19 protein-coding genes are annotated in these 18548 nt (G+C 68.0%); 10 read left to right on the top strand and 9 right to left on the bottom strand.

Features of this window, described 5'->3' with window-relative positions:
• Nucleotides 1–129: 129 nt before the first annotated feature.
• The gene (gene purT / locus GFK26_RS09420; RefSeq protein ID WP_153281757.1) at nt 130–1332 is read right to left on the bottom strand and encodes a formate-dependent phosphoribosylglycinamide formyltransferase; all 1203 of its coding nucleotides are present in this window, start codon (nt 1330–1332) and stop codon (nt 130–132) included.
• A gap of 180 nt (nt 1333–1512) precedes the next feature.
• Here purT and GFK26_RS09415 point away from each other — a divergent pair, with 180 nt between their 5' ends.
• From GFK26_RS09415 to GFK26_RS09405, 3 genes are read left to right on the top strand one after another with little or no spacing between them, the layout of a single operon-like run.
• Entirely contained in the window at nt 1513–2361 is an 849-nt protein-coding gene (locus GFK26_RS09415; protein ID WP_099793566.1) for a 3-hydroxybutyryl-CoA dehydrogenase, read from the top strand.
• Nucleotides 2362–2401: 40 nt separating this feature from the next.
• Complete coding sequence (locus GFK26_RS09410; protein ID WP_101491348.1) at nt 2402–3217, top strand: crotonase/enoyl-CoA hydratase family protein; 816 nt, start codon at nt 2402–2404, stop codon at nt 3215–3217.
• A gap of 38 nt (nt 3218–3255) precedes the next feature.
• Entirely contained in the window at nt 3256–4602 is a 1347-nt protein-coding gene (locus tag GFK26_RS09405; RefSeq protein ID WP_153281756.1) for a serine hydrolase domain-containing protein, read from the top strand.
• Between the two features lie 13 nt (nt 4603–4615).
• Here GFK26_RS09405 and GFK26_RS09400 read toward each other — a convergent pair whose 3' ends face one another.
• Nucleotides 4616–5389, bottom strand: coding sequence for a type III pantothenate kinase (locus GFK26_RS09400; RefSeq protein WP_153281755.1), 774 nt, complete (start codon nt 5387–5389; stop codon nt 4616–4618).
• 134 nt (nt 5390–5523) lie between these two features.
• Between GFK26_RS09400 and lysM the strand changes: the two genes are divergently transcribed.
• Nucleotides 5524–5985, top strand: a complete 462-nt coding sequence (gene lysM / locus GFK26_RS09395) for a peptidoglycan-binding protein LysM (RefSeq protein ID WP_153281754.1) — start codon at nt 5524–5526, stop codon at nt 5983–5985.
• A 30-nt stretch (nt 5986–6015) separates the two neighbouring features.
• Here lysM and GFK26_RS09390 read toward each other — a convergent pair whose 3' ends face one another.
• Nucleotides 6016–6969 carry an AraC family transcriptional regulator gene (locus GFK26_RS09390; RefSeq protein WP_153281753.1) on the bottom strand — a complete coding sequence of 318 codons (954 nt, stop codon included), beginning with the start codon at nt 6967–6969 and terminating at the stop codon, nt 6016–6018.
• A 128-nt stretch (nt 6970–7097) separates the two neighbouring features.
• Here GFK26_RS09390 and GFK26_RS09385 point away from each other — a divergent pair, with 128 nt between their 5' ends.
• Nucleotides 7098–7370, top strand: coding sequence for a DUF4242 domain-containing protein (locus GFK26_RS09385; protein ID WP_153281752.1), 273 nt, complete (start codon nt 7098–7100; stop codon nt 7368–7370).
• 26 nt (nt 7371–7396) lie between these two features.
• Here GFK26_RS09385 and GFK26_RS09380 read toward each other — a convergent pair whose 3' ends face one another.
• Entirely contained in the window at nt 7397–7807 is a 411-nt protein-coding gene (locus tag GFK26_RS09380; protein ID WP_153281751.1) for a rhodanese-like domain-containing protein, read from the bottom strand.
• 218 nt (nt 7808–8025) lie between these two features.
• Between GFK26_RS09380 and GFK26_RS09375 the strand changes: the two genes are divergently transcribed.
• From GFK26_RS09375 to GFK26_RS09365, 3 genes are all read left to right on the top strand, one after another.
• Nucleotides 8026–9141: a TRAP transporter substrate-binding protein gene (locus tag GFK26_RS09375; protein WP_153281750.1), complete on the top strand. Its 1116-nt coding sequence runs from the start codon at nt 8026–8028 to the stop codon at nt 9139–9141.
• 88 nt (nt 9142–9229) lie between these two features.
• Nucleotides 9230–9850: a TRAP transporter small permease subunit gene (locus GFK26_RS09370; protein WP_153281749.1), complete on the top strand. Its 621-nt coding sequence runs from the start codon at nt 9230–9232 to the stop codon at nt 9848–9850.
• Nucleotides 9847–11826, top strand: a complete 1980-nt coding sequence (locus GFK26_RS09365) for a TRAP transporter large permease (RefSeq protein ID WP_153281748.1) — start codon at nt 9847–9849, stop codon at nt 11824–11826. The genes GFK26_RS09370 and GFK26_RS09365 overlap by 4 nt, the downstream gene beginning before the upstream one ends.
• A gap of 21 nt (nt 11827–11847) precedes the next feature.
• Here the strand turns inward: GFK26_RS09365 and GFK26_RS09360 are convergent, their stop codons facing one another.
• Genes GFK26_RS09360 through GFK26_RS09350 form a run of 3 tightly spaced genes read right to left on the bottom strand, consistent with a single transcriptional unit; the run spans nt 11848 to nt 13042 of the window.
• A complete protein-coding gene (locus GFK26_RS09360) occupies nt 11848–12264 on the bottom strand; it encodes a YeeE/YedE family protein (RefSeq protein WP_153281747.1) in 417 nt (138 codons plus the stop codon).
• Nucleotides 12265–12278: 14 nt separating this feature from the next.
• Nucleotides 12279–12716, bottom strand: coding sequence for a YeeE/YedE family protein (locus GFK26_RS09355; RefSeq protein WP_153281746.1), 438 nt, complete (start codon nt 12714–12716; stop codon nt 12279–12281).
• Between the two features lie 2 nt (nt 12717–12718).
• Nucleotides 12719–13042: an ArsR/SmtB family transcription factor gene (locus GFK26_RS09350; RefSeq protein ID WP_153281745.1), complete on the bottom strand. Its 324-nt coding sequence runs from the start codon at nt 13040–13042 to the stop codon at nt 12719–12721.
• Between the two features lie 95 nt (nt 13043–13137).
• On the opposite strand from GFK26_RS09350, the gene GFK26_RS09345 reads away from it, so the two are divergent.
• Entirely contained in the window at nt 13138–14037 is a 900-nt protein-coding gene (locus GFK26_RS09345; RefSeq protein WP_153281744.1) for an MBL fold metallo-hydrolase, read from the top strand.
• A 12-nt stretch (nt 14038–14049) separates the two neighbouring features.
• On the opposite strand, the gene GFK26_RS09340 is transcribed toward GFK26_RS09345, so the two are convergent.
• The gene (locus GFK26_RS09340) at nt 14050–16089 is read right to left on the bottom strand and encodes a PEP/pyruvate-binding domain-containing protein (protein ID WP_153281743.1); all 2040 of its coding nucleotides are present in this window, start codon (nt 16087–16089) and stop codon (nt 14050–14052) included.
• Nucleotides 16090–16207: 118 nt separating this feature from the next.
• Here GFK26_RS09340 and gorA point away from each other — a divergent pair, with 118 nt between their 5' ends.
• Nucleotides 16208–17566: a glutathione-disulfide reductase gene (gene gorA / locus GFK26_RS09335; protein WP_153281742.1), complete on the top strand. Its 1359-nt coding sequence runs from the start codon at nt 16208–16210 to the stop codon at nt 17564–17566.
• Here gorA and GFK26_RS09330 read toward each other — a convergent pair.
• Nucleotides 17563–18471: a ketopantoate reductase family protein gene (locus tag GFK26_RS09330; RefSeq protein ID WP_153281741.1), complete on the bottom strand. Its 909-nt coding sequence runs from the start codon at nt 18469–18471 to the stop codon at nt 17563–17565. The genes gorA and GFK26_RS09330 overlap by 4 nt on opposite strands.
• Nucleotides 18472–18548: the final 77 nt, after the last annotated feature.

The following is an 18548-nucleotide window of genomic DNA, read 5'->3' as shown; positions in this document are numbered from 1 at the left end:
CCGCATGCACCCGCACCCGACCGGCGTCCTGGCGACAAGACCTGCACCATGCCCGCACCGCTGCGGGGTCGCTTGCGAAAACTGGCTACCGGGGCCCGGCTCGCGGGTTCACCCCGAGAAGCTCACGGCTCAGGCGGTGCGCGGCTTCACGCGCGAAGCGGCTTCCTTGGCGAGCTTGCGCGCCGTGTCGGTGTCGGCCGCGTGCACCAGCGCCACGCCCATGCGGCGCTTGACGAAGCTCTCGGGCTTGCCGAACAGGCGGATGTCGCTGCCGGGCACCTGCAGCGCCTCGGCCACGCCGTCGAAGGCGATGCCGGTGGCGTCGACGCCGCCGTAGATCACGGCGCTCGCGCCCGGGCTCTTGAGCGAAGTGTCGACCGGCAGGCCGAGGATGGCGCGTGCATGCAGCTCGAACTCGTTCTGCCATTGCGTGGCCATGGTGACCATGCCGGTGTCGTGCGGACGCGGGCTGACTTCGCTGAACCAGACTTCGTCGCCCTTCACGAACAGCTCCACGCCGAACAGGCCCTGGCCGCCGAGGTCGGCCGTGACGGCCTGCGCGATCTGCTGCGCCTTCTGCAGCGCGGCCGGCGCCATGGGGTGCGGCTGCCAGCTTTCGACGTAGTCGCCGCTGACCTGCACGTGGCCGATGGGGGCGCAGAACTTCGTTTCGACGGCGCCTGCCGCATCCTTGGCGCGCACGGTCAGCAGCGTGATCTCGTAGTCGAAGTCGATGAAACCCTCGACGATCACGCGGCCATGGCTCACACGGCCGCCGGCCATGGCGTAGTCCCAGGCCTTTTGCACGTCGGCGGGGCCGTCGATCTTGCTCTGGCCCTTGCCGGAGCTGCTCATCACGGGCTTGACGATGCAGGGGTACCCAATGCCCGCGTCGATGGCGGCCTGCAGCTCGGCCAGCGAGTCGCAGAACTTGTAGGGGCTGGTGGGCACGCCCAGCGTTTCGGCCGCCAGGCGGCGGATGCCTTCGCGGTCCATCGTGAGGCGGGCGGCGCGGGCGGTGGGAATCACGCGCACCACGCCCGCATCTTCCAACTCCTGGAGCGTCTGCGTGGCGATGGCCTCGATCTCGGGCACGACGAGCGTGGGCTTCTCGGCCTCGATGAGCGCCTTCAGCTGCTCAGGGTCGCTCATGGTGATGGTGCGCGCGTGGTGGGCCACCTGCTGGCCGGGCGCGTTCTCGTAGCGGTCGACCGCGATGGTCTCGACGCCCAGGCGTTGCAAGGCGATGAGCACCTCCTTGCCGAGCTCGCCGGAGCCGAGCAGCATCACGCGGGTGGCGGAAGGGGACAGGGGGGTGCCGAGGGTGGTCATGCGAGGGCTCGAAAAAATAGGGTTGAAAACAATCGCAGCACTGTAAGCCACCCCGGGCTGGTGTCGCCCACGGGAACGGCCGCGCTGCACGGCTGATTCACAATGACCGCCATTGCGCGACGGCGGCTCCGCGCCCGCCCTCGCCTCCCCCTTTCTTTTTTGTTTCAAGGAGCATTTTTCATGACGATTCAAACTGTGGGCATCATCGGCGCCGGCACCATGGGCAACGGCATCGCCCAGGCCTGCGCGGTGTCGGGCGTCAACGTGGTGATGATCGACGTGGCCCAGGCGGCTGTCGACAAGGGCATCGCCACCATTTCGGGCAGCCTCGACCGCCTGATCAAGAAGGAAAAGCTCACGGCCGAGCAGAAGGCCGCCGCGCTGGCGCTGGTCAAGGGCTCGACCGACTACAACGACCTGAAGGGCGCGCAGCTGGTCATCGAGGCCGCCACCGAGAACCACGCGCTCAAGCTCAAGATCCTCAAGCAGGTGGACGATCTGGTCGGCCCCGAGGTGATCATTGCGTCGAACACCTCGTCGATCTCGATCACGCAGCTGGCCGCCGCCACCTCGCGCGCCGACCGCTTCATCGGCATGCACTTCTTCAACCCGGTGCCGATGATGGCGCTGGTGGAGCTGATCCGCGGCTACCTCACGAGCGACGCCACGCACGACGCGGTGAAGGCCCTGGCCGAGAAGCTGGGCAAGTCGCCGATCACGGTGAAGAACGCGCCGGGCTTCGTGGTCAACCGCATCCTGGTGCCGATGATCAACGAGGCTTTCTTCGTGCTGGCCGAAGGCCTGGCCACCGCCGAAGACATCGACGCCGGCATGAAGCTGGGCTGCAACCAGCCCATCGGCCCGCTGGCACTGGCCGACATGATCGGCCTCGATGTGTGCCTGGCCGTGATGGAGGTGTACCTCGAGCAGTTCGGCGACTCCAAGTACCGCCCCTGCCCGCTGCTGAAGGAAATGGTCGCCGCCGGCCAGCTCGGCCGTAAAACGGGCCGCGGCGTCTACACGTACTGATCCGCAGCGCCACGACCACAACAACAAGGAGACAAGACCGATGACCGCGACCCCCACCACCCCGCCCGCCGAAGGCTGCATCGACACGCAGGTGCTCGACCACGTGCTGCTGATCGGCATCAACCGCCCCGCCAAGCGCAACGGCTGGACGCCGCCGATGTTCAAGCAGCTGGCCGAGGCCTACACGCGGCTGGACGACGACCCGAGCCTGCATGTGGGCGTGCTGCATGCCTTCGGCGACCACTTCACGGCGGGCCTGGACCTGCCGGCGGTCACCGAGTACATGAAGCGCGGCGAAAAGGCGATTCCGGCGGGGCTGGTGGAGCCGCACGACTTCGGCCTGGAGGGCTACCGCCGCCGCACCAAGCCGATGGTCGCGGCCGTGAAGGGCATCTGCTTCACGGTGGGCATCGAGCTGATGCTGGGCGCCGACATCGTGGTGGCGGCCGACAACTGCCGCTTCTCGCAGATGGAAGTGCAGCGCGGCATCATGGCCACGGGCGGCGCCACGCTGCGCATGGCCGAGCGCGCGGGGCTGGGCAACGCGATGCTGCACCTGCTCACGGCCGACGAGTTCGACAGCGCCGAGGCCTATCGCCTGAACTTCGTGCAGAAGGTGGTGCCGGCCGGGCAGGAGCTCGACGCGGCGCTGCAGATCGCGCAGCGCATCGCGGCCCAGGCGCCGCTGGCCGTGCAGGCCACGCGGCTCAACGTGCTCAAGGCGATCGAACACGGGCCGCTGGCGGCCGTGGCGGAATTCATCGAGACGCAGAAACGCCTGTCGAACAGCGAGGACGCGGCCGAGGGCGTGCGCTCGTTCATCGAGCGCCGGCCTGCGCGGTTCAGCGGCCGCTGATTGCTGTTCCGTTTCTGTCGTCCACTGGAGCCCGTTGCATGCCCTCTTCTTCGTCGTTTTTCTTTTTTCAACGCACGGCGCTGGCCGCCGCCTTCGCCCTTCTTGCCGTGAACACCAGCCACGCCCAGACCCCGACGCCGCCCGCGCTGCCCGATCCCGCTGCCACCTCGGTGGAGGCGATGGGCTGGATGCAGGGCTTTCCGCCACCACCCGACAAGCAGATCACCTTCGACAACCCGGTCGGCGGCGTGTACCCGCGCATCCGCTGGAGCTTCTCGCACGTGCGCGAGACGGTGCCCACGGCCAACGTGTGGCGCGGCCCCGGCGCCGCGAGCCCGCTGCCGACGGCCACGCCGCGCTTCGACATCGAGGCCGTGCGCTTCCAGCCGATGGGCGGCGGCGAGGCGCAGACCTTCGGCCAGATGGTCACGCGCACCTACACCGACGGCATCCTGGTGCTGCACCGCGGCCAGGTGGTCTACGAGAAGTACTTCGGCGCGCTCACGCCCGAGCGCCCGCACCTGGCGATGTCGGTCACCAAGTCGTTCGTGGGCACGCTGGCGGCCATCCTTGCGCAGGAGGGCACGATCGACCCGTCGGCGCCGGTCACGAAGTACCTGCCCGAACTCAAGGACACGGCCTACGGCGACGCCACGGTGCGCCAGGTGATGGACATGACCATCGGCGTGCGCTACTCCGAGAACTACGCTGACCCCAAGGCCGAGGTCTGGGACTATGCGCGCGCCGGCGGCATGCTGACGCAGGGCGCCAACTACACGGGCCCGAAATCGTTCTACGAGTTCCTGGTCACGCTCAAGAAGGAAGGCACGCACGGCGACGCCTTTGCCTACAAGACGGTCAACGCCGAGGTGCTGGCCTGGGTGCTGCGCCGCGCGTCCAACCGCTCGCTGGCCGACCTGCTGAGCGAAAAAATCTGGCGCCGCATCGGCGCCGAGCAGGATGCGTATTTCATGGTCGACCGCATCGGCACCGAGTCGGGCGGCGGTGGCCTGAACACCGTGCTGCGCGACATCGCGCGCTTCGGCGAAACACTGCGCAACGGCGGGCGCGCCCCGAACGGACAGCAGGCGATCGCGAAGGCGGTGGTCGACGACATCCAGCGCGGCGCCGACCCCGCCAAGTTCGCGAAGGCCGGCTACGCGCTGCTGCCGGGCTGGAGCTACCGGAACATGTGGTGGGTGACGCACAACCCGCATGGCGCGTACATGGCGCGTGGCATCCACGGCCAGAGCATCTATGTCGATCCGAAGGCTGAGATGGTCATCGTGCGCTACGCCGCGCACCCGATCGCCGCGAACGGAGGCAACGACCCGCTGACCCTGCCCGCCTTCCAGGCCATGGGCGAGGCGTTGATGAAGCCCTGAGCTTCCAGGTGGCTCAGCCGGCGCGCTGCTTCGCGATGACGAGCAGGCCGTCCATGATCAGGCTCTCGACCAGTTCGAAGTCCCCGTTCATGGCGGGCGCCATCTTCCAGCCCGCGCCGCCGGTCATGAAGCAGGCCGGCTCGGCGCCGCAGTGCGAGCGCACGTGCTGCACCATGCGCTCGACCGCGCCCGCGATGGCGTAGGTACCCCCGCTGGTCAGCGCGTCGCTGGTGTTGGTGGGAAATTCGCGCACCTCGCCGGTGGGCACGTGCAGGCCCGCCGTGCCCGACTCGAGCGCGCGCAACATGATGCCGTGGCCCGGCAGGATGAGGCCGCCCAAGAACTTGCCGCTGGCATCGATCGCCTCGACCGTGACGGCCGTGCCGATCAGCACCACCACCATCGGCCGCTCGGGCCCTTGCGTCAGCATGCGGTGGCGCGCGCCGATCATCGCCACGAAGCGGTCGGCGCCCAGCCGTGTCGGGTGGTCGTAGCCGTTGACGATGCCGGCCTCGCCCGCGCTCGACACCACCCAGCGCGGCGTGCAGTCGAAGCGTTCGGTGATCTGCTCTTCGGCGCGCCGTCGCAGCGTGTCGCCGGCCACGACGCAGCCCAGCATGGAGCCGGGCGCGGGCAGCTCGGCCCAGGGGCCGTCGGCCAGGCGTTCGATGTGGTCGAGAAACTCGGCACCATGGGCCTGCAGCGCCGCACCGGGGAAAGCCCCCTCGTAAAGCGCCCACTTGAGCCGGGTGTTGCCGATGTCGATGGCGAGGAAGGGGGAAGACATGCGCGCGATTATTGCGACTTTGTGGTTATTCCTGCTGGCGCCTCTTTGACAGTCGCGGCGTGGGCCTACGCGGATGCGGTCGGTTCCGCCGCTACATTCGCCCTTTCCATCCACCACGGCACAAGGAGAACACCATGGGATTGCTCAGCTTCATCAAGGAGGCCGGCGAAAAACTGTTCGGCGGTTCGTCGGCCGAAGCGGCCACACCCGATGCGAACACGGCAGCCGCCGCGGCCATCAAGACCTACATCGAGACCCAGAACCTCGGCCTCACCGGACTGGAAGTGACCTACACCGCGAGCAGCGGCGTCGTCACCCTCGCAGGTCAAGCGCCCTCGCAGGAAGCCAGCGAGAAAGCCGCGCTCGCCGCGGGCAACGTGGCCAACGTCACGAGCGTCGACAACAACCTTGTCGCCCCGGCCGCACCGCCTGCGCAGTACCACGACGTGGTGAAGGGCGACACGCTCTCGGCCATCTCGAAGAAGTACTACGGCGACGCCAACAAGTACAACGCGATCTTCGAGGCGAACAAGCCGATGCTGTCGCACCCGGACAAGATCTACCCGGGCCAGAAGCTGCGCATCCCCGCGCTCTGATCGCAGCCGGATCAAGCCCGGCGCGCATCGCTAGGCGCCGTTCTGGCGCCAGGCCCCGGGCGACACCCCGTACTCCCGCTTGAATGCGCGGTTGAAAGCCGCTTCCGATTCGTAGCCCACGCCTTCGGCAATGCGCGCCAGGTTGCCCTGGTCCTTGCGCAGCATGCCGGCGGCCAGGATCATGCGCCAGCGCGCCAGGTAGTGCATGGGCGGCGCGCCCACCAGTTCGGTGAAGCGGTCCGCCAGCACGCTGCGCGAGGTATGAACTTCCTGAGCCAGTGCGTCGACCGTCCAGTTGCGCGCGGGCTCGGCGTGCATCAGCGCCAGGCAGCGGCTCACATGGGGGTCGCGCAGGCCCGCCAGCCAGCCGGGGTTGTTGGCAGGCATCGACTCGATGTAGCCGCGCAGCACTTCGGTGAACAGCACTTCCGCCACCTTGGCGGCGACCATCTCCGAGCCGGGCGTGTGCAACGGCGCATCACCCAACACGAAGTCGACCGACTGCTCGATCCACGGGCCCGCCGGCCTGCTGCGCAGCGGCGTGGTGAACAGATGCGGAATGTTCGACATGACGGGATGGGGCGCGTCGCCTTCGTACGCGAACCAGCTGCAGACCAGCACCGTGCGCTCGCCCTGGCCGCCATAGCGGATGCGCTCCAGCTCGGGCGCCCGCGGACTCACCACATGCGACATGTCCACGGCCGCATGGTGCAGGCCGCTGCCCAGCACATGCGCGTCGCCATGCGGCACGGCGATCACGTCGCCGGCGTGCGCGTGGATCGGCGCCTCACCGTCGACCTGGGCCCAGCATTCGCCTTGCAGCACGAGGTGGCAGATGGCCAGCCGCTGCGCGCCAGGCCTGAGCAGTTGCGCGATGTGCGCGCCCTTGGGTACCTTGAAGCACCAGGGTGCATACATGTCCCCGTTCAGGAACAGCGCGCCCTCCAGGCGGATGGTCCGCAGCACGTCCGACAAGACATCCATGGTCACCTCCGGCAAGCGAGGGCGGGGTTTCGGTCAACAAGTCCGGCGAGACGGGCAATGCAGGGCGGCTGCACGTCGGCACCATAGGACCTGGTCACCTTCGGCCGATTCTAGACAGGAGTACCGCCATGCCCAAATTCGTTATCGAGCGAGACATCCCCGGCGCCGGCAAGTTCACGCCGTCGGACCTCAAGGCCATCTCGCAGAAATCCTGTGGCGTGCTCAACAGCATGGGCACCGACATCCAGTGGATCCACAGCTACGTGACCGACGACCGGATCTACTGCGTCTACCAGGCGACCGACGAGGCCCTGGTGCGCCGTCACGCGGAGCTCGGTGGCTTTCCGGCCAACCGTGTGGACCGGGTGTACAGCGTGATCGACCCGGCCACGTCCGAGTGAGGCGAGCGGCGCTCTCTGGGCGCTCTCTAGTTCTGGCGCCAGGGCAGCCCGCGCTTGCGCCAGCCCCCGATCAACCCGCGGTGCCCGCTCTCGTCCGGGTTGCCCTCGAAGCCTTCGAGGATGTTGTAGGCCTGCACGCCCAGTTCGGTCGCCCGCTTCGCCGCGGCGATCGAGCGCACACCGCTGCGGCACAGCAGCACCAGCTTCTTGCCGCCCTCCGCAGCGGCGCGCACGCCGTCGTCGAAGGCCGGGTTGAGCGCCATGCCGGGCCACTGCTTCCAGGCCAGCGGCACGGCGCCGGGCACGTAGCCGACCCATTCACGCTCGGCGTCGGTGCGCACGTCGACCAGCACGGCCTCGCCGCTGGCCATCCACTGCGCGGCTTGTTCGGGCGTCACGTCGCCGGCGTAGCCTTTTTCTCCAACGGGTTCGCTCATTTCGCGTTTTCTTTCCAATTTCTAGGGTTAGCCCGAAGCCTTTGGCGGCTCGGGGCGATCGATCTGCACGCCGGATGATGGAATTTTTCACCGGTTCGTGAAAACCCTGTTTGTCACAAGGTGTGGCGCGCCAAAGATGGAGGTCGCGGCCTGTCGAAACCATAACGTGAAGACGACGGCCTGGGTGTTCCGGTCAGAGAACTTATGGAGAGAGACACATGACAGACAGCAAATCGCCCCGCCGCCGAAGCCTTCTCAAAGGTGCGGCAGTGGCTGCAGGCGCCATGTCGGCGCCGATGGTCAGCATGGCCCAAACCACGTCGCTGCGTTTCCAGAGCACCTGGCCGGCGAAAGACATCTTCCACGAGTACGCACAGGACTTCGCCAAGAAGGTGAACGACATGGCGGGCAACCGCCTGAAGATCGAAGTGCTGCCCGCCGGCTCGGTGGTGCCCGCCTTCCAGCTGCTCGACGCGGTGGCCAAGGGCACGCTCGACGGCGGCCACGGCGTGGTCGCGTACTGGTACGGCAAGAACTCGGCGCTCGCGCTGTGGGGTTCGGGCCCGGGCTTCGGCATGGACGCCAACATGGTCCTGGCCTGGCACAACTACGGCGGCGGCAAGGCGCTGATCGACGAGATCTACAAGAGCCTGAACCTGGACGTGGTGTCGTACCTGTACGGCCCCATGCCCACGCAGCCGCTGGGCTGGTTCAAGAAGCCGGTGGCCAAGGTCGAGGACATGAAGGGCCTGAAGTTCCGCACCGTGGGCCTGGCGGTGGACGTGTTCACCGACATGGGCACGGCCGTGAACCCGCTGCCCGGCGGCGAGATCGTGCCGGCGCTGGACCGCGGCCTGATCGATGCGGCCGAGTTCAACAACGCGTCGAGCGACCGCGTGCTGGGCTTTCCCGACGTGGCGAAGAACTGCATGCTGCAGAGCTTTCACCAGTCGGGCGAGCAGTTCGAAATCCTGTTCAACAAGGCCAAGCTCACGGCGCTGCCGACCGAGCTCAAGTCGATCATCGACTACGCGGTGCAGGCCTCCAGCGCCGACATGAGCTGGAAGGCGATCCAGCGCAACTCGCAGGACTACATCGAGCTGAAGAAGGCCGGCATCAAGTTCTACAAGACGCCCGACGCCATCCTGCGCGCGCAGCTGGCCTCGTGGGACAAGACGGTGGCCAAGAAGTCGGCCGAGAACCCGATGTTCAAGAAGGTGCTCGACTCGCAGAAGGCCTTTGCCGAGCGCGCAGGCCAATGGCAGAACGACTACACGGTCGATTTCAAGATGGCCTACAACCACTACTTCGGCGCCAAGGCCAAGAAGGCCTGAGGCCATCCGCCGACCTGAGGGCACCCGCGCGGTGCCCTCTTTGCTTGCCTGTCCGCGCGGCATCGCCCGCAGCGAGGAGCCCCTTTCGATGCAATCTTTTTTGTTGGCCGTCGACCGGTTCTCGACCTGGATCGGCAAGACCTTCTCGTGGTGCGCGCTGCTGCTCACGCTGCTCATCAGCTGGGAGGTGTTCTCTCGCTATGTGCTGAACCGCCCGCACGCCTGGGTGCTCGATGCCCAGATCATGTTGTACGGCGCCATGTTCATGACGGCCGGTGCCTACACGCTCTCGAAGAACGGCCATGTGCGCGGTGACGTGCTCTACGGCTTCTTTCGTCCCCGCACGCAGGCGCTGTTCGACCTGGTGCTCTACTTTCTGTTCTTCCTGCCCGGCATCATCGCGCTGACCTGGGCCGGCTGGGTCTATGCGGGCGAGTCGCTCGCCATCCGCGAGCAGACCTTCTCGGCCGAGCCGCTGCCGCTGTACCCGTTCAAGTACGTCATTCCGCTGGCCGGCTTCACGCTGCTGCTGCAGGGCGTGGTCGAGATCATTCGCTGCGTGCAATGCATCCGCACCGGCGCCTGGCCGTCGCGCGAGCAGGACGTGGAAGAAGTCGACGTCGAGAAGCTCAAGGAAATGGTGCACGTGAAGGACGAAGACATCGCCGCGCTCGACCGCGTGGTGGTGGCCAAGGAGGGCGCGCGATGAACATCCGCCGCGAACTCTGGTTCGGCCTGTCGTTCATGGCCCTCATCGTCATCGGCGCGGCAGCCATGCTGCTGAGCGCCGACACCATCACCAACGGCCACCTGGGCCTGCTGATGCTCTCGCTCGTCGTGGTGGCGATCATGCTGGGCTTTCCCACGGCGTTCACGCTGATGGGCATGGGCATGCTCTTCACCTGGCTGGCCTACGACCGCGACTGGCACCGCACGCTCGACCTGATGGTGCAGTCGGCCTACAAGACCATGGCCAACGACGTGCTGATCGCCGTGCCGCTGTTCGTCTTCATGGGCTACCTGGTGGAGCGCGCCAACCTCATCGAGTCGCTCTTCAAGAGCCTGCACCTGGCGCTCGCGCGCCTGCCGGGCGCGCTGGCCGTGGCGACGCTGGTCACCTGCACCATCTTCGCGACTGCCACCGGCATCGTCGGCGCAGTGGTCACGCTCATGGGCCTGCTCGCGCTGCCGGCCATGCTGCGCGCGGGCTACAGCGTGCCGCTGGCCGCGGGTGCGATCACGGCGGGCGGCTGCCTGGGCATCCTGATTCCGCCGTCGGTGCTGCTGATCGTGTACGGCGCGACGGCGGGCGTGTCGGTGGTGCAGCTGTACGCGGGCGCTTTCTTTCCAGGGCTGATGCTCGCGTCGCTGTATGTGGTGTACGTGATCGTCATCGCGTGGCTGAAGCCGCAGTGGGCGCCGCCGCTGTCGCAGGCCGAGCGCGTGGTGCCGCTGCCGCCGCTGTCGCAGCGGCTGGCCGACAGCCCCGCCGCGCACGCCGTGGTCGGGCTGCTGAAAGGCCGCCGCAACGCCGACGTGCCGTTCTCGCATGTGCTCAAGCAGCTGGGCATCGTCGTGCTGCCCGGCGCGATCTTCCTGCTGGCCGCGGGCCTGAGCTACCAGTCGGTGACCACCGTGGAAGCGCAGGCGCGCTACGAGATCCAGGAGATCGGCGCGACCGGAACGGGCAGCGGCGAAAGCAGTGCGGGCGGCTTGCAGGAGCCGCCGTCGAACGACAGCCTGGCAGAGCCGCCTGCGGAAGGCGGGCTGCAGGAGCCGCCGTCGGAAGAAACGCCCGCGCCGGCCGCCTCGTCTTCAGGCCCGCTGGCCGAACCGCCCGGTGCTGCCGCCGAAGCCTCGGCGCCTGCAGCCGCGGTGGCAGAACCGCCGGCCGCCGCATCCTCGGCGCCGGCCGAAGGCGCCTCGGTGCGCCCCGCGCCGACCTGGTGGTGGGTCACCTTCGCCGTCTTCGGCGCGATGGTCACGCTGTTCTACCTGTTCCTGAGTTTCGCGCGGCTCGAGATCTTCAAGATGCTGCTGGGTTCGTTCTTCCCGCTGGTGCTGCTGATCCTCTCGGTGCTGGGCTCGATCGTGCTGGGCTTGGCCACGCCGACCGAGGCCGCCGCCATGGGCGCACTGGGCGGCATGCTGCTGGCCGCAGCCTACCGGCGGCTCAACCTCACGGTGCTGAAGGAATCGGTCTTCCTCACGGCCAAGACCTCGGCGATGGTGTGCTGGCTGTTCGTCGGCTCGGCCATCTTCTCGGCGGCGTTCGCGCTGCTGGGCGGCCAGGCGCTGGTGGAACAGTGGGTGCTCGGCATGAACCTCACGAAGGTTCAGTTCCTGATCCTGAGCCAGGTCATCATCTTCCTGCTGGGCTGGCCGCTGGAGTGGACCGAGATCATCGTGATCTTCATGCCCATCTTCATCCCGCTGCTGGACAACTTCGGTGTCGACCCGCTGTTCTTCGGCCTGCTGGTGGCGCTGAACCTGCAGACGGCGTTCCTGTCGCCGCCGGTGGCGATGGCCGCCTTCTACCTGAAGGGCGTGAGCCCGTCGCACGTCACGCTGAACCAGATCTTCCTGGGCATGCTGCCGTTCATGGGCATCCAGGTGCTGGCGATCGTGCTGCTGTACATCTGGCCGCAGATCGGGCTGTGGCTGCCGCAGCTGCTGTACAAGTAAGCGGACGGCGCCGGGCGCTGCTCAGCGGCGGCGCTCGATCACTTCGAACAGGCCCATGCCCAACAGCATGGCGCCCACGAAGACCAGCGCCTTGACTTCGCCCGAGCCCAGCGACACCAGCGCGGGCCCGGGGCAGAAGCCCGCGACGCCCCAGCCGACGCCGAACAGCAGGCTGCCGCCGACCAGGCGGCGGTCGATGTGGCGCAGGCTGGGCAGCGTGATCGGCCCGCCGAGCAGCGAGTCCTTGCGACGGCCCGCCAGCAGAAATCCGACGGTGCTCACCGCCACCGCGCCGGCCATCACGAAGGCAAGCGACGGATCCCAGGCCCCGCCCACGTCGAGAAAGCCCAACACCTTGGCCGGATTGGCCATGCCGGAGACGATGAGGCCCAGTCCGAAGACAAGGCCGGCGAGCAGAGAAGCGAGGGCGGTCCACATGGCAGTCTCCCGGTTCACAGATTCAGCAGGTGGCGCAGCACGAACACCGTGACGAACCCCGCGGCCATGAACGCCAGCGTGGCGACCAGCGAACGCGGCGAGCGCCGCGCCAGCCCGCACACGCCGTGGCCGCTGGTGCAGCCCGCGCCGTAGCGCGTGCCCACGCCCACCAGCAGGCCGGCCAGCGCGAGCGTGCCGTAGCCCGCGTCGATCTGCGCCGCGGGCAGCACGGTGAACAGCCCGTACACGAGCGGCGCGCCGACCAGCCCGAGCACGAAGGCCGCGCGCCAGGTCACGTCGCCCTTCATGGGACGCAGCAAGCCGCCCAGCACGCCGCTGACGCCGGCGATGCGCCCGTTGAGCAGCACGAACATCGCCGCGGAAAGTCCGATGAGCACGCCGCCGGCCAGTGCGGCCCAGGGCGTGAAATGAGGCCAGTCGATGGTGGGCATCTTCAGTTCTCCTTCGGGCAGTAAAGGCGATAGAGCACCGCAAGAATCTCGAGCAGCGCGGGGTCGGCCACGCTGTAGTGGATGTTCTTGCCTTCGCGGCGCGTGGTCACCACGCCCTCGGTGCGCAGCACCGACAGTTGCTGCGACAAGGTGGGCTGGCGGATGCCCAGCACGCTTTCGAGATCGCTCACGCACATCTCGCCCTGCGAGAGCTGGCACAGCAGCAGCAGCCTGTCTTCGTTGGCCAGCAGCTTGAGCACGGCGACCGCCTGGCCGGCCGCACTGCGCAGTTGCGCGGGATCGATGACGAGAGTGGAAGCCTTCATGGGAAGATTTTCAGTTCGGGAATTTATATTCTATCAATTCATATAATATAGATCGCTTGAATGAGCCTTGGCCCTTGTTCGCGAAAGGAGTGCCCATGACCACGCACCGCGCCACCACCCAGGCGTTCTTCGACCCTGCAACGGGTACCGTGTCCTACGTGGTGTGGGACCGCGCTACGCAACGCGCCGCCGTCATCGACCCGGTGCTCGACTACGACTTTCGCTCCGGCCACACCGACACCGTCTCGGCCGACCGCCTGCTGGCGTACGTGCGCGCGCGGGCCTTGCAGGTCGACTGGATTCTGGAAACCCACGCGCACGCCGACCACCTCTCGGGCGCGCGGCATGTGCAGTCGCAGGCCGGCGGGCGCGTCGCCATCGGTGAGCACATCCGCACGGTGCAGGCCACCTTTCGCAGCCTCTACAACCTGGAGCGCGACTTCGTCCCTGACGGCAGCCAGTTCGATCACCTCTTCCAGGATGGCGAGCGTTTTCGCATCGGCGAGATCGAGGCCCAGGCCCTTCGCGTGCCCGGCCACACGCCGGCCGACATGGCGTACCTGGTGGACGACGCGGTCTTCGTGGGCGACACGCTCTTCATGCCCGACCTGGGCAGCGCGCGCGCCGACTTTCCGGGGGGCGATGCGCGCGAGCTCTACCGCTCGATGCGCCGGCTGCTCGCGCTGCCGCCCGAGACCACCGTGTACGTCTGCCACGACTACCCGCCCGCCACGCGCGAGCCCCGCTGGCAGAGCACCGTGGCGCAACAGCGCGCCCACAACATCCACGTGCGCGACGGCATCGCCGAAGACGAATTCGTGCGCATGCGCACCGCGCGCGACGCCACCCTCGAAGTGCCGACGCTGATCCTGCCGTCGATGCAGGTCAACGTGCGCGGCGGCCGGTTGCCACCGCCCGACGACAACGGCGTGGCCTACCTGCGCATTCCGCTGAACACGCTGGCGGGGCATCGCCCGCGCGCCGCGCCGGTGTGACGGATCGGCGAACTAGCGCCGCCGCTCCACATACGGTCGCGCCTGCAGCAGCACGATCTTGTCGCCCACCGTCGCCCACTCGATGTCCTGATCGACCGCATTGAACGTGCGCTTCACCGCCGCGCCCACGTTCGCGAGCCGCACCACCAGTTCGTCGGTCAGCACGTGGCGGCCCAGTTCCACGGGCACTTCCTTCACGCCGCCGTCCTTGTCCAGTTGCAGCGCCGTCTCTTCGGCCGAGCGGCTCAGCACCTGGATGGCTTTGGACCAGCTCGAATACATCACCTGCTCCGCCACGCGCTTGCCCTCGACCACGCGGATGCCGATGCCGCGCTTGGCCGAGATGTAGGTGATGTGCGGATGGCCCGCGTCGAAGGGGTCGCGCGTGATCATCACGCCGGCGTTCGTCGCGTCGATGGCGGTCTGCACGAGCACGCCCATCAGCACCGACTCGGCGCCGAAGCCCGCGGCGCTGCGCGCCTCCCAGGCCTCGGGATTGAACACCGAAGCCCAGACCTTCTTCACCGCGAGTTCGAGCGCATCACCAGTCTTCACGTTGGGCACCGTCGTGTAGAGCCCCGCGCCGCTGAAGCCCGGCAGATCTTCCGAGTTGGACGAGCTGCGCACGAACACGCCGCCCCCACCCAGCTGCGATTGCCACGCGGCGCGCCAAGCTGCCGCGGTGCCCGCATCGACGGGCCATTGCACGATCTCCTCGCGCAGCTGCGCCAGCGCCTTCAGCCGCACCTGCGGGTCACCCGCGAAGCCGGGCTGCTGCTGCATGCGCGCGATGCGCTCGGCCAGCCCGTTCGACCGCATGAAGCGGTCGTAGTGCGCGAACGGAATGCAGAAGCCGTCGGGCACGGTGGTCGAGGGAATGCGCGCGGCCAGCACCGCGCCGAGGTTGGCCGCCTTCGAGCCGCATTGCACGCTGTGGCGCGCGCGCAGCGAGGCCAGCGGCAGCAGGCGCGCCTCGCGCAGGTCGGGCTTCGCGGCCTTGCTACCGGGCAGCGCGCCGGTGGCAGCGGTACGCGCAGCGCGCGGCGGCAGCGCGGCGATTTCTTCCGCCGTGAGGCGGCGCAGCTGGTAGCCCGAGGCCGCCACCTTCAGCGCCACCCACTGGCCCGCGTGCTCGCGCAGCACGGATGCGGCATCGCGCACGTAGGCGTTCGGAATGCCCCAGCCCTTGGCCAGCAGGTTGACGTGCGACAGCGCCGTGGACGGCCGCTCGGTCAGCACGCCGGCCACCGGCGGCAGGTTGATCGGCACTTCGCGCAGCACGGCGATGTCGTCGGGCAGCAGCGCGTTCAGGCCCGAGGCGTCGTTCACGATGCGCACGCGGCCCGTGGCGGTGCCGAGGTTCATCGGCAGGAAGGGCTGCTCGCGGATCAGCGCCTCCTGGCTCACGAAGTCGATGCCGGCCTCTTTCGCGATGCGCTCGTGCAGCGTCGAGTTGGTCTTGAACTTCACCGGCGCGAAGAAGCTGGCCTTCACCTGCGCCTCGGCCTCGCGCAGCAGCGGCACGGTCAGCCGGTCGCCTTCCCAGAACTCGTAGGTGAAGGTGCCGATGTTCTGCTGCCAGCTCAACGTGCCGAACAGAAAGCGCCGGTCGGGCACGAGGTAGTTGCGGTCGATCTCGCGCTTGAGGGTGTTCGGCGTGAGCCGCGTGTCGCGCAGGAAGCGCACGTGCAGCTGGAAGCGCGGTGTGTCGATGTAGTGCATGCGCGCCGGCTTGGCCTGCCGGTCGATCGCGAACAGCACGTGGGCCAGCTGCATCGGCGTGCCGGCGTCGTAGACGCGCGCCAGCGTGTCGAAATCGCCCTGGCTGCGCAGCGCCGGCAACGAGGCGGGCACCGCGGGGCGCGGCACGAGCTGCGCGGCCGGCCCTTCGGGCTGCGGCTGGTTCTGCTGCTGGTAGTACGACGGCTTGCGCGCGAGCTGTGCGCTGGCGCTCAGGCAGACGAGCGCGAGCGCGCACAGGGCCAGGCCCTTCTGCGGCCACCCGGCCCCGATGCGAAGGATGTTTCTATGGCTGTGCGTGTTGTTCTTCATAGGCCTCGGACTCCCGTTGCGACGAGCGCGAATTCTCGCTCGCCGCCGGCCCCCAAGCCCCGCTGCGAGCACCGCCTTCGCCTCACCGCTACAGTCGGCCGCAAGGAGTGTCTTTCCCATGCAACCATTCGATTTCGACCTCTTCGTCATTGGCGGCGGCAGCGGCGGCGTGCGCGCCGCGCGCATGGCGGCGCAAACCGGCGCGCGCGTCGCGCTGGCCGAGGCCGCCGAACTCGGCGGCACCTGCGTCAACGTGGGCTGCATCCCGAAGAAGCTCTACAGCTACGCCGCCGGCTATGCCGAGGCCTTCGAGGAAGCCGAAGGCTACGGCTGGAAGCTGCCCGAGGCGCCGCAGTTCGACTGGGCGCACCTCAAGACGCAGCGCGCCAAAGAGATCAGCCGGCTCAACGGCATCTACGGCTCGCTGCTGAAGAACTCGGGCGTCACGCTCATCACCGGCTGGGCGCAGCTGATCGATGCCCACACGGTGGAGATCGAAGGCAAGCGCCACACCGCGCGGCACCTGCTGGTGGCCACCGGCGGCACACCTTTCGTGCCCGACATTCCGGGCCGCGAACACATCGTGACCTCCGACGCGATGTTCGACCTCGACCCGTTCCCCAAGCGCCTGCTGGTGGTGGGCGGCGGCTACATCGCCTGCGAGTTCGCGTCGATCTTCAACGGCCTGGGCTCCAAGGTGACGCAGCTGCACCGCCGCGCCCACCTGCTCACCGGCTTCGACGACGACGTGCGCCAGTTCCTCGCGCACGAGATGGGCAAGGCCGGCGTCGACGTGCGCCTGAACTGCGAGGCCTCGTCGATCGCACGCGGCCCCAACGGCCTCGTGGTCACGCTCGCGCGCGGCCAGCAGATCGAGGCCGACACCGTGCTCTTCGCCACCGGCCGCGTGCCCAACACGCAGGGGCTCGGCCTCGAGGCGGCGGGCGTGAAGGTCGACGACAAGGGCGCGATCGCGGTCGATGCGCACTACCGCACCTCGGTGCCGTCGATCTACGCAGTGGGCGACGTGTCGACCCGCGTGCAGCTCACGCCCGTGGCGCTGGCCGAAGCGATGGTGGTGGTCGATGCGCTGTTCGGCAAGGGCAAGCGCGGCATGGACTACGAGTTCATTCCCACCGCCGTGTTCACGCATCCCAACATCGGCACCTGCGGCTACAGCGAGATCGACGCCCGCGCGAAGTTCGGCGAGGTCACCGTGTTCTCGAGCGAGTTCAAGTCGTTGCGCCACACGCTCTCGGGCCGCAGCGAACGCACCTTCATGAAGCTCGTGGTCGACAAGAAGAGCGACCGCGTGGTGGGCCTGCACATGGTCGGCGCAGACGCGGGTGAAGTCGTGCAGGGCTTTGCAGTGGCGATGCGCGCGGGCGCGACGAAGGCACTGTTCGACAGCACCATCGGCATCCACCCGACGGCTGCTGAAGAGTTCGTCACCATGCGCGAACCGATGCCCGGCTAGACGCTGGCCCGAGGCGGCTTGCCTTCGAGCAGCTTCACCATCACGAACAACACCCGGTTCGCCGGCGTGGGCACGCCCAGCGCCTCGCCGCGCCGCACGACCAGCCCGTTGAGGTGGTCGATCTCGCTGCGCTTGCCGCGTGCGAGGTCTTGCGCGGTCGACGAATACTGCGACGGCATCGACTGCGCAATGCCGCGGAGGGCTGCATCGGTGTCACCTGGAATGACGACGCCTTCGGCCTTCGCCACCGCGAGGCATTCGGCGACCACGTCGCGGATCACGTCGGTCACACCGATGCCCTGTACGAGCACGCCGTACGGCAGTTGCGAGACGGCCGACAGCGCGTTGTAGGCGCAGTTGAGCACCAGCTTGGCCCACAGCGCGCCGCGCACGTTGTCGGAAATCTGCGTGGGCACGCCGGCGGTGATCAGCGCCTGCGCGACCTCGTCGCTGCGGCGCGACGGCGCGATCACCAGTTCGCCGCGGCCGTGGTGCTTCACGTGGCCCGGCCCGGCCATCTCGGTCGCCACGTAGACCACGGCAGCGGCCACGTCGTGCGATGGCAGCACAGACCGCACGCGCGCGTCGTTGTCGACGCCGTTCTGCAACGTGAGCACCAGCGCACCGGGCGCGAGGTGCGACTGGATCTGCGCGGCGGCCGATTCGGTGTCGGTGGACTTCACGCAGAACAGCACGAGGTCGGCGCCCTGCACCGCGTCCGCTTCGGTGCTCGCATCGAGCGGCACCTGTTCATCGAAAGTCTTCGTCTCCAGCCGCAGCCCGTTCGCGCGCACCGCCTCCACATGCGAAGGCCGGCCGATCAGCACCACCGCGTGCCCCGCACGCGCCAGCATGGCGCCGTAGTAACAGCCGACCGCGCCGGCACCCATGACTGCGACTTTCATTCCTTCACCTTCCAGCATTCGTTCATCGGAAACCATCGAGGTTAATCACTTCGCGCCCGGCGTGCCGGGGCCTCGCC

It is taken from the genome of Variovorax paradoxus (assembly GCF_009498455.1).
In the GTDB taxonomy this organism is placed as follows: domain Bacteria; phylum Pseudomonadota; class Gammaproteobacteria; order Burkholderiales; family Burkholderiaceae_C; genus Variovorax; species Variovorax paradoxus_H.
Note: the sequence above shows the minus strand (reverse complement) of the source record. Positions and strands in the feature narration are given on the sequence as shown.

What these genes read in the sequence shown, in the direction of transcription:
- GFK26_RS09385 (WP_153281752.1), top strand. Translation starts at nt 7,098, where the DNA reads ATGCCCAAATTCGTTATCGAGCGAGACATCCCCGGCGCCGGCAAGTTC.
- GFK26_RS09360 (WP_153281747.1), bottom strand. Translation starts at nt 12,264, where the DNA reads ATGTGGACCGCCCTCGCTTCTCTGCTCGCCGGCCTTGTCTTCGGACTG.
- GFK26_RS09365 (WP_153281748.1), top strand. Translation starts at nt 9,847, where the DNA reads ATGAACATCCGCCGCGAACTCTGGTTCGGCCTGTCGTTCATGGCCCTC.
- GFK26_RS09415 (WP_099793566.1), top strand. Translation starts at nt 1,513, where the DNA reads ATGACGATTCAAACTGTGGGCATCATCGGCGCCGGCACCATGGGCAAC.
- GFK26_RS09355 (WP_153281746.1), bottom strand. Translation starts at nt 12,716, where the DNA reads ATGCCCACCATCGACTGGCCTCATTTCACGCCCTGGGCCGCACTGGCC.
- purT (WP_153281757.1), bottom strand. Translation starts at nt 1,332, where the DNA reads ATGACCACCCTCGGCACCCCCCTGTCCCCTTCCGCCACCCGCGTGATG.
- GFK26_RS09380 (WP_153281751.1), bottom strand. Translation starts at nt 7,807, where the DNA reads ATGAGCGAACCCGTTGGAGAAAAAGGCTACGCCGGCGACGTGACGCCC.
- gorA (WP_153281742.1), top strand. Translation starts at nt 16,208, where the DNA reads ATGCAACCATTCGATTTCGACCTCTTCGTCATTGGCGGCGGCAGCGGC.
- GFK26_RS09345 (WP_153281744.1), top strand. Translation starts at nt 13,138, where the DNA reads ATGACCACGCACCGCGCCACCACCCAGGCGTTCTTCGACCCTGCAACG.
- lysM (WP_153281754.1), top strand. Translation starts at nt 5,524, where the DNA reads ATGGGATTGCTCAGCTTCATCAAGGAGGCCGGCGAAAAACTGTTCGGC.
- GFK26_RS09375 (WP_153281750.1), top strand. Translation starts at nt 8,026, where the DNA reads ATGACAGACAGCAAATCGCCCCGCCGCCGAAGCCTTCTCAAAGGTGCG.
- GFK26_RS09410 (WP_101491348.1), top strand. Translation starts at nt 2,402, where the DNA reads ATGACCGCGACCCCCACCACCCCGCCCGCCGAAGGCTGCATCGACACG.
- GFK26_RS09400 (WP_153281755.1), bottom strand. Translation starts at nt 5,389, where the DNA reads ATGTCTTCCCCCTTCCTCGCCATCGACATCGGCAACACCCGGCTCAAG.
- GFK26_RS09330 (WP_153281741.1), bottom strand. Translation starts at nt 18,471, where the DNA reads ATGAAAGTCGCAGTCATGGGTGCCGGCGCGGTCGGCTGTTACTACGGC.
- GFK26_RS09390 (WP_153281753.1), bottom strand. Translation starts at nt 6,969, where the DNA reads ATGGATGTCTTGTCGGACGTGCTGCGGACCATCCGCCTGGAGGGCGCG.
- GFK26_RS09350 (WP_153281745.1), bottom strand. Translation starts at nt 13,042, where the DNA reads ATGAAGGCTTCCACTCTCGTCATCGATCCCGCGCAACTGCGCAGTGCG.
- GFK26_RS09370 (WP_153281749.1), top strand. Translation starts at nt 9,230, where the DNA reads ATGCAATCTTTTTTGTTGGCCGTCGACCGGTTCTCGACCTGGATCGGC.
- GFK26_RS09340 (WP_153281743.1), bottom strand. Translation starts at nt 16,089, where the DNA reads ATGAAGAACAACACGCACAGCCATAGAAACATCCTTCGCATCGGGGCC.
- GFK26_RS09405 (WP_153281756.1), top strand. Translation starts at nt 3,256, where the DNA reads ATGCCCTCTTCTTCGTCGTTTTTCTTTTTTCAACGCACGGCGCTGGCC.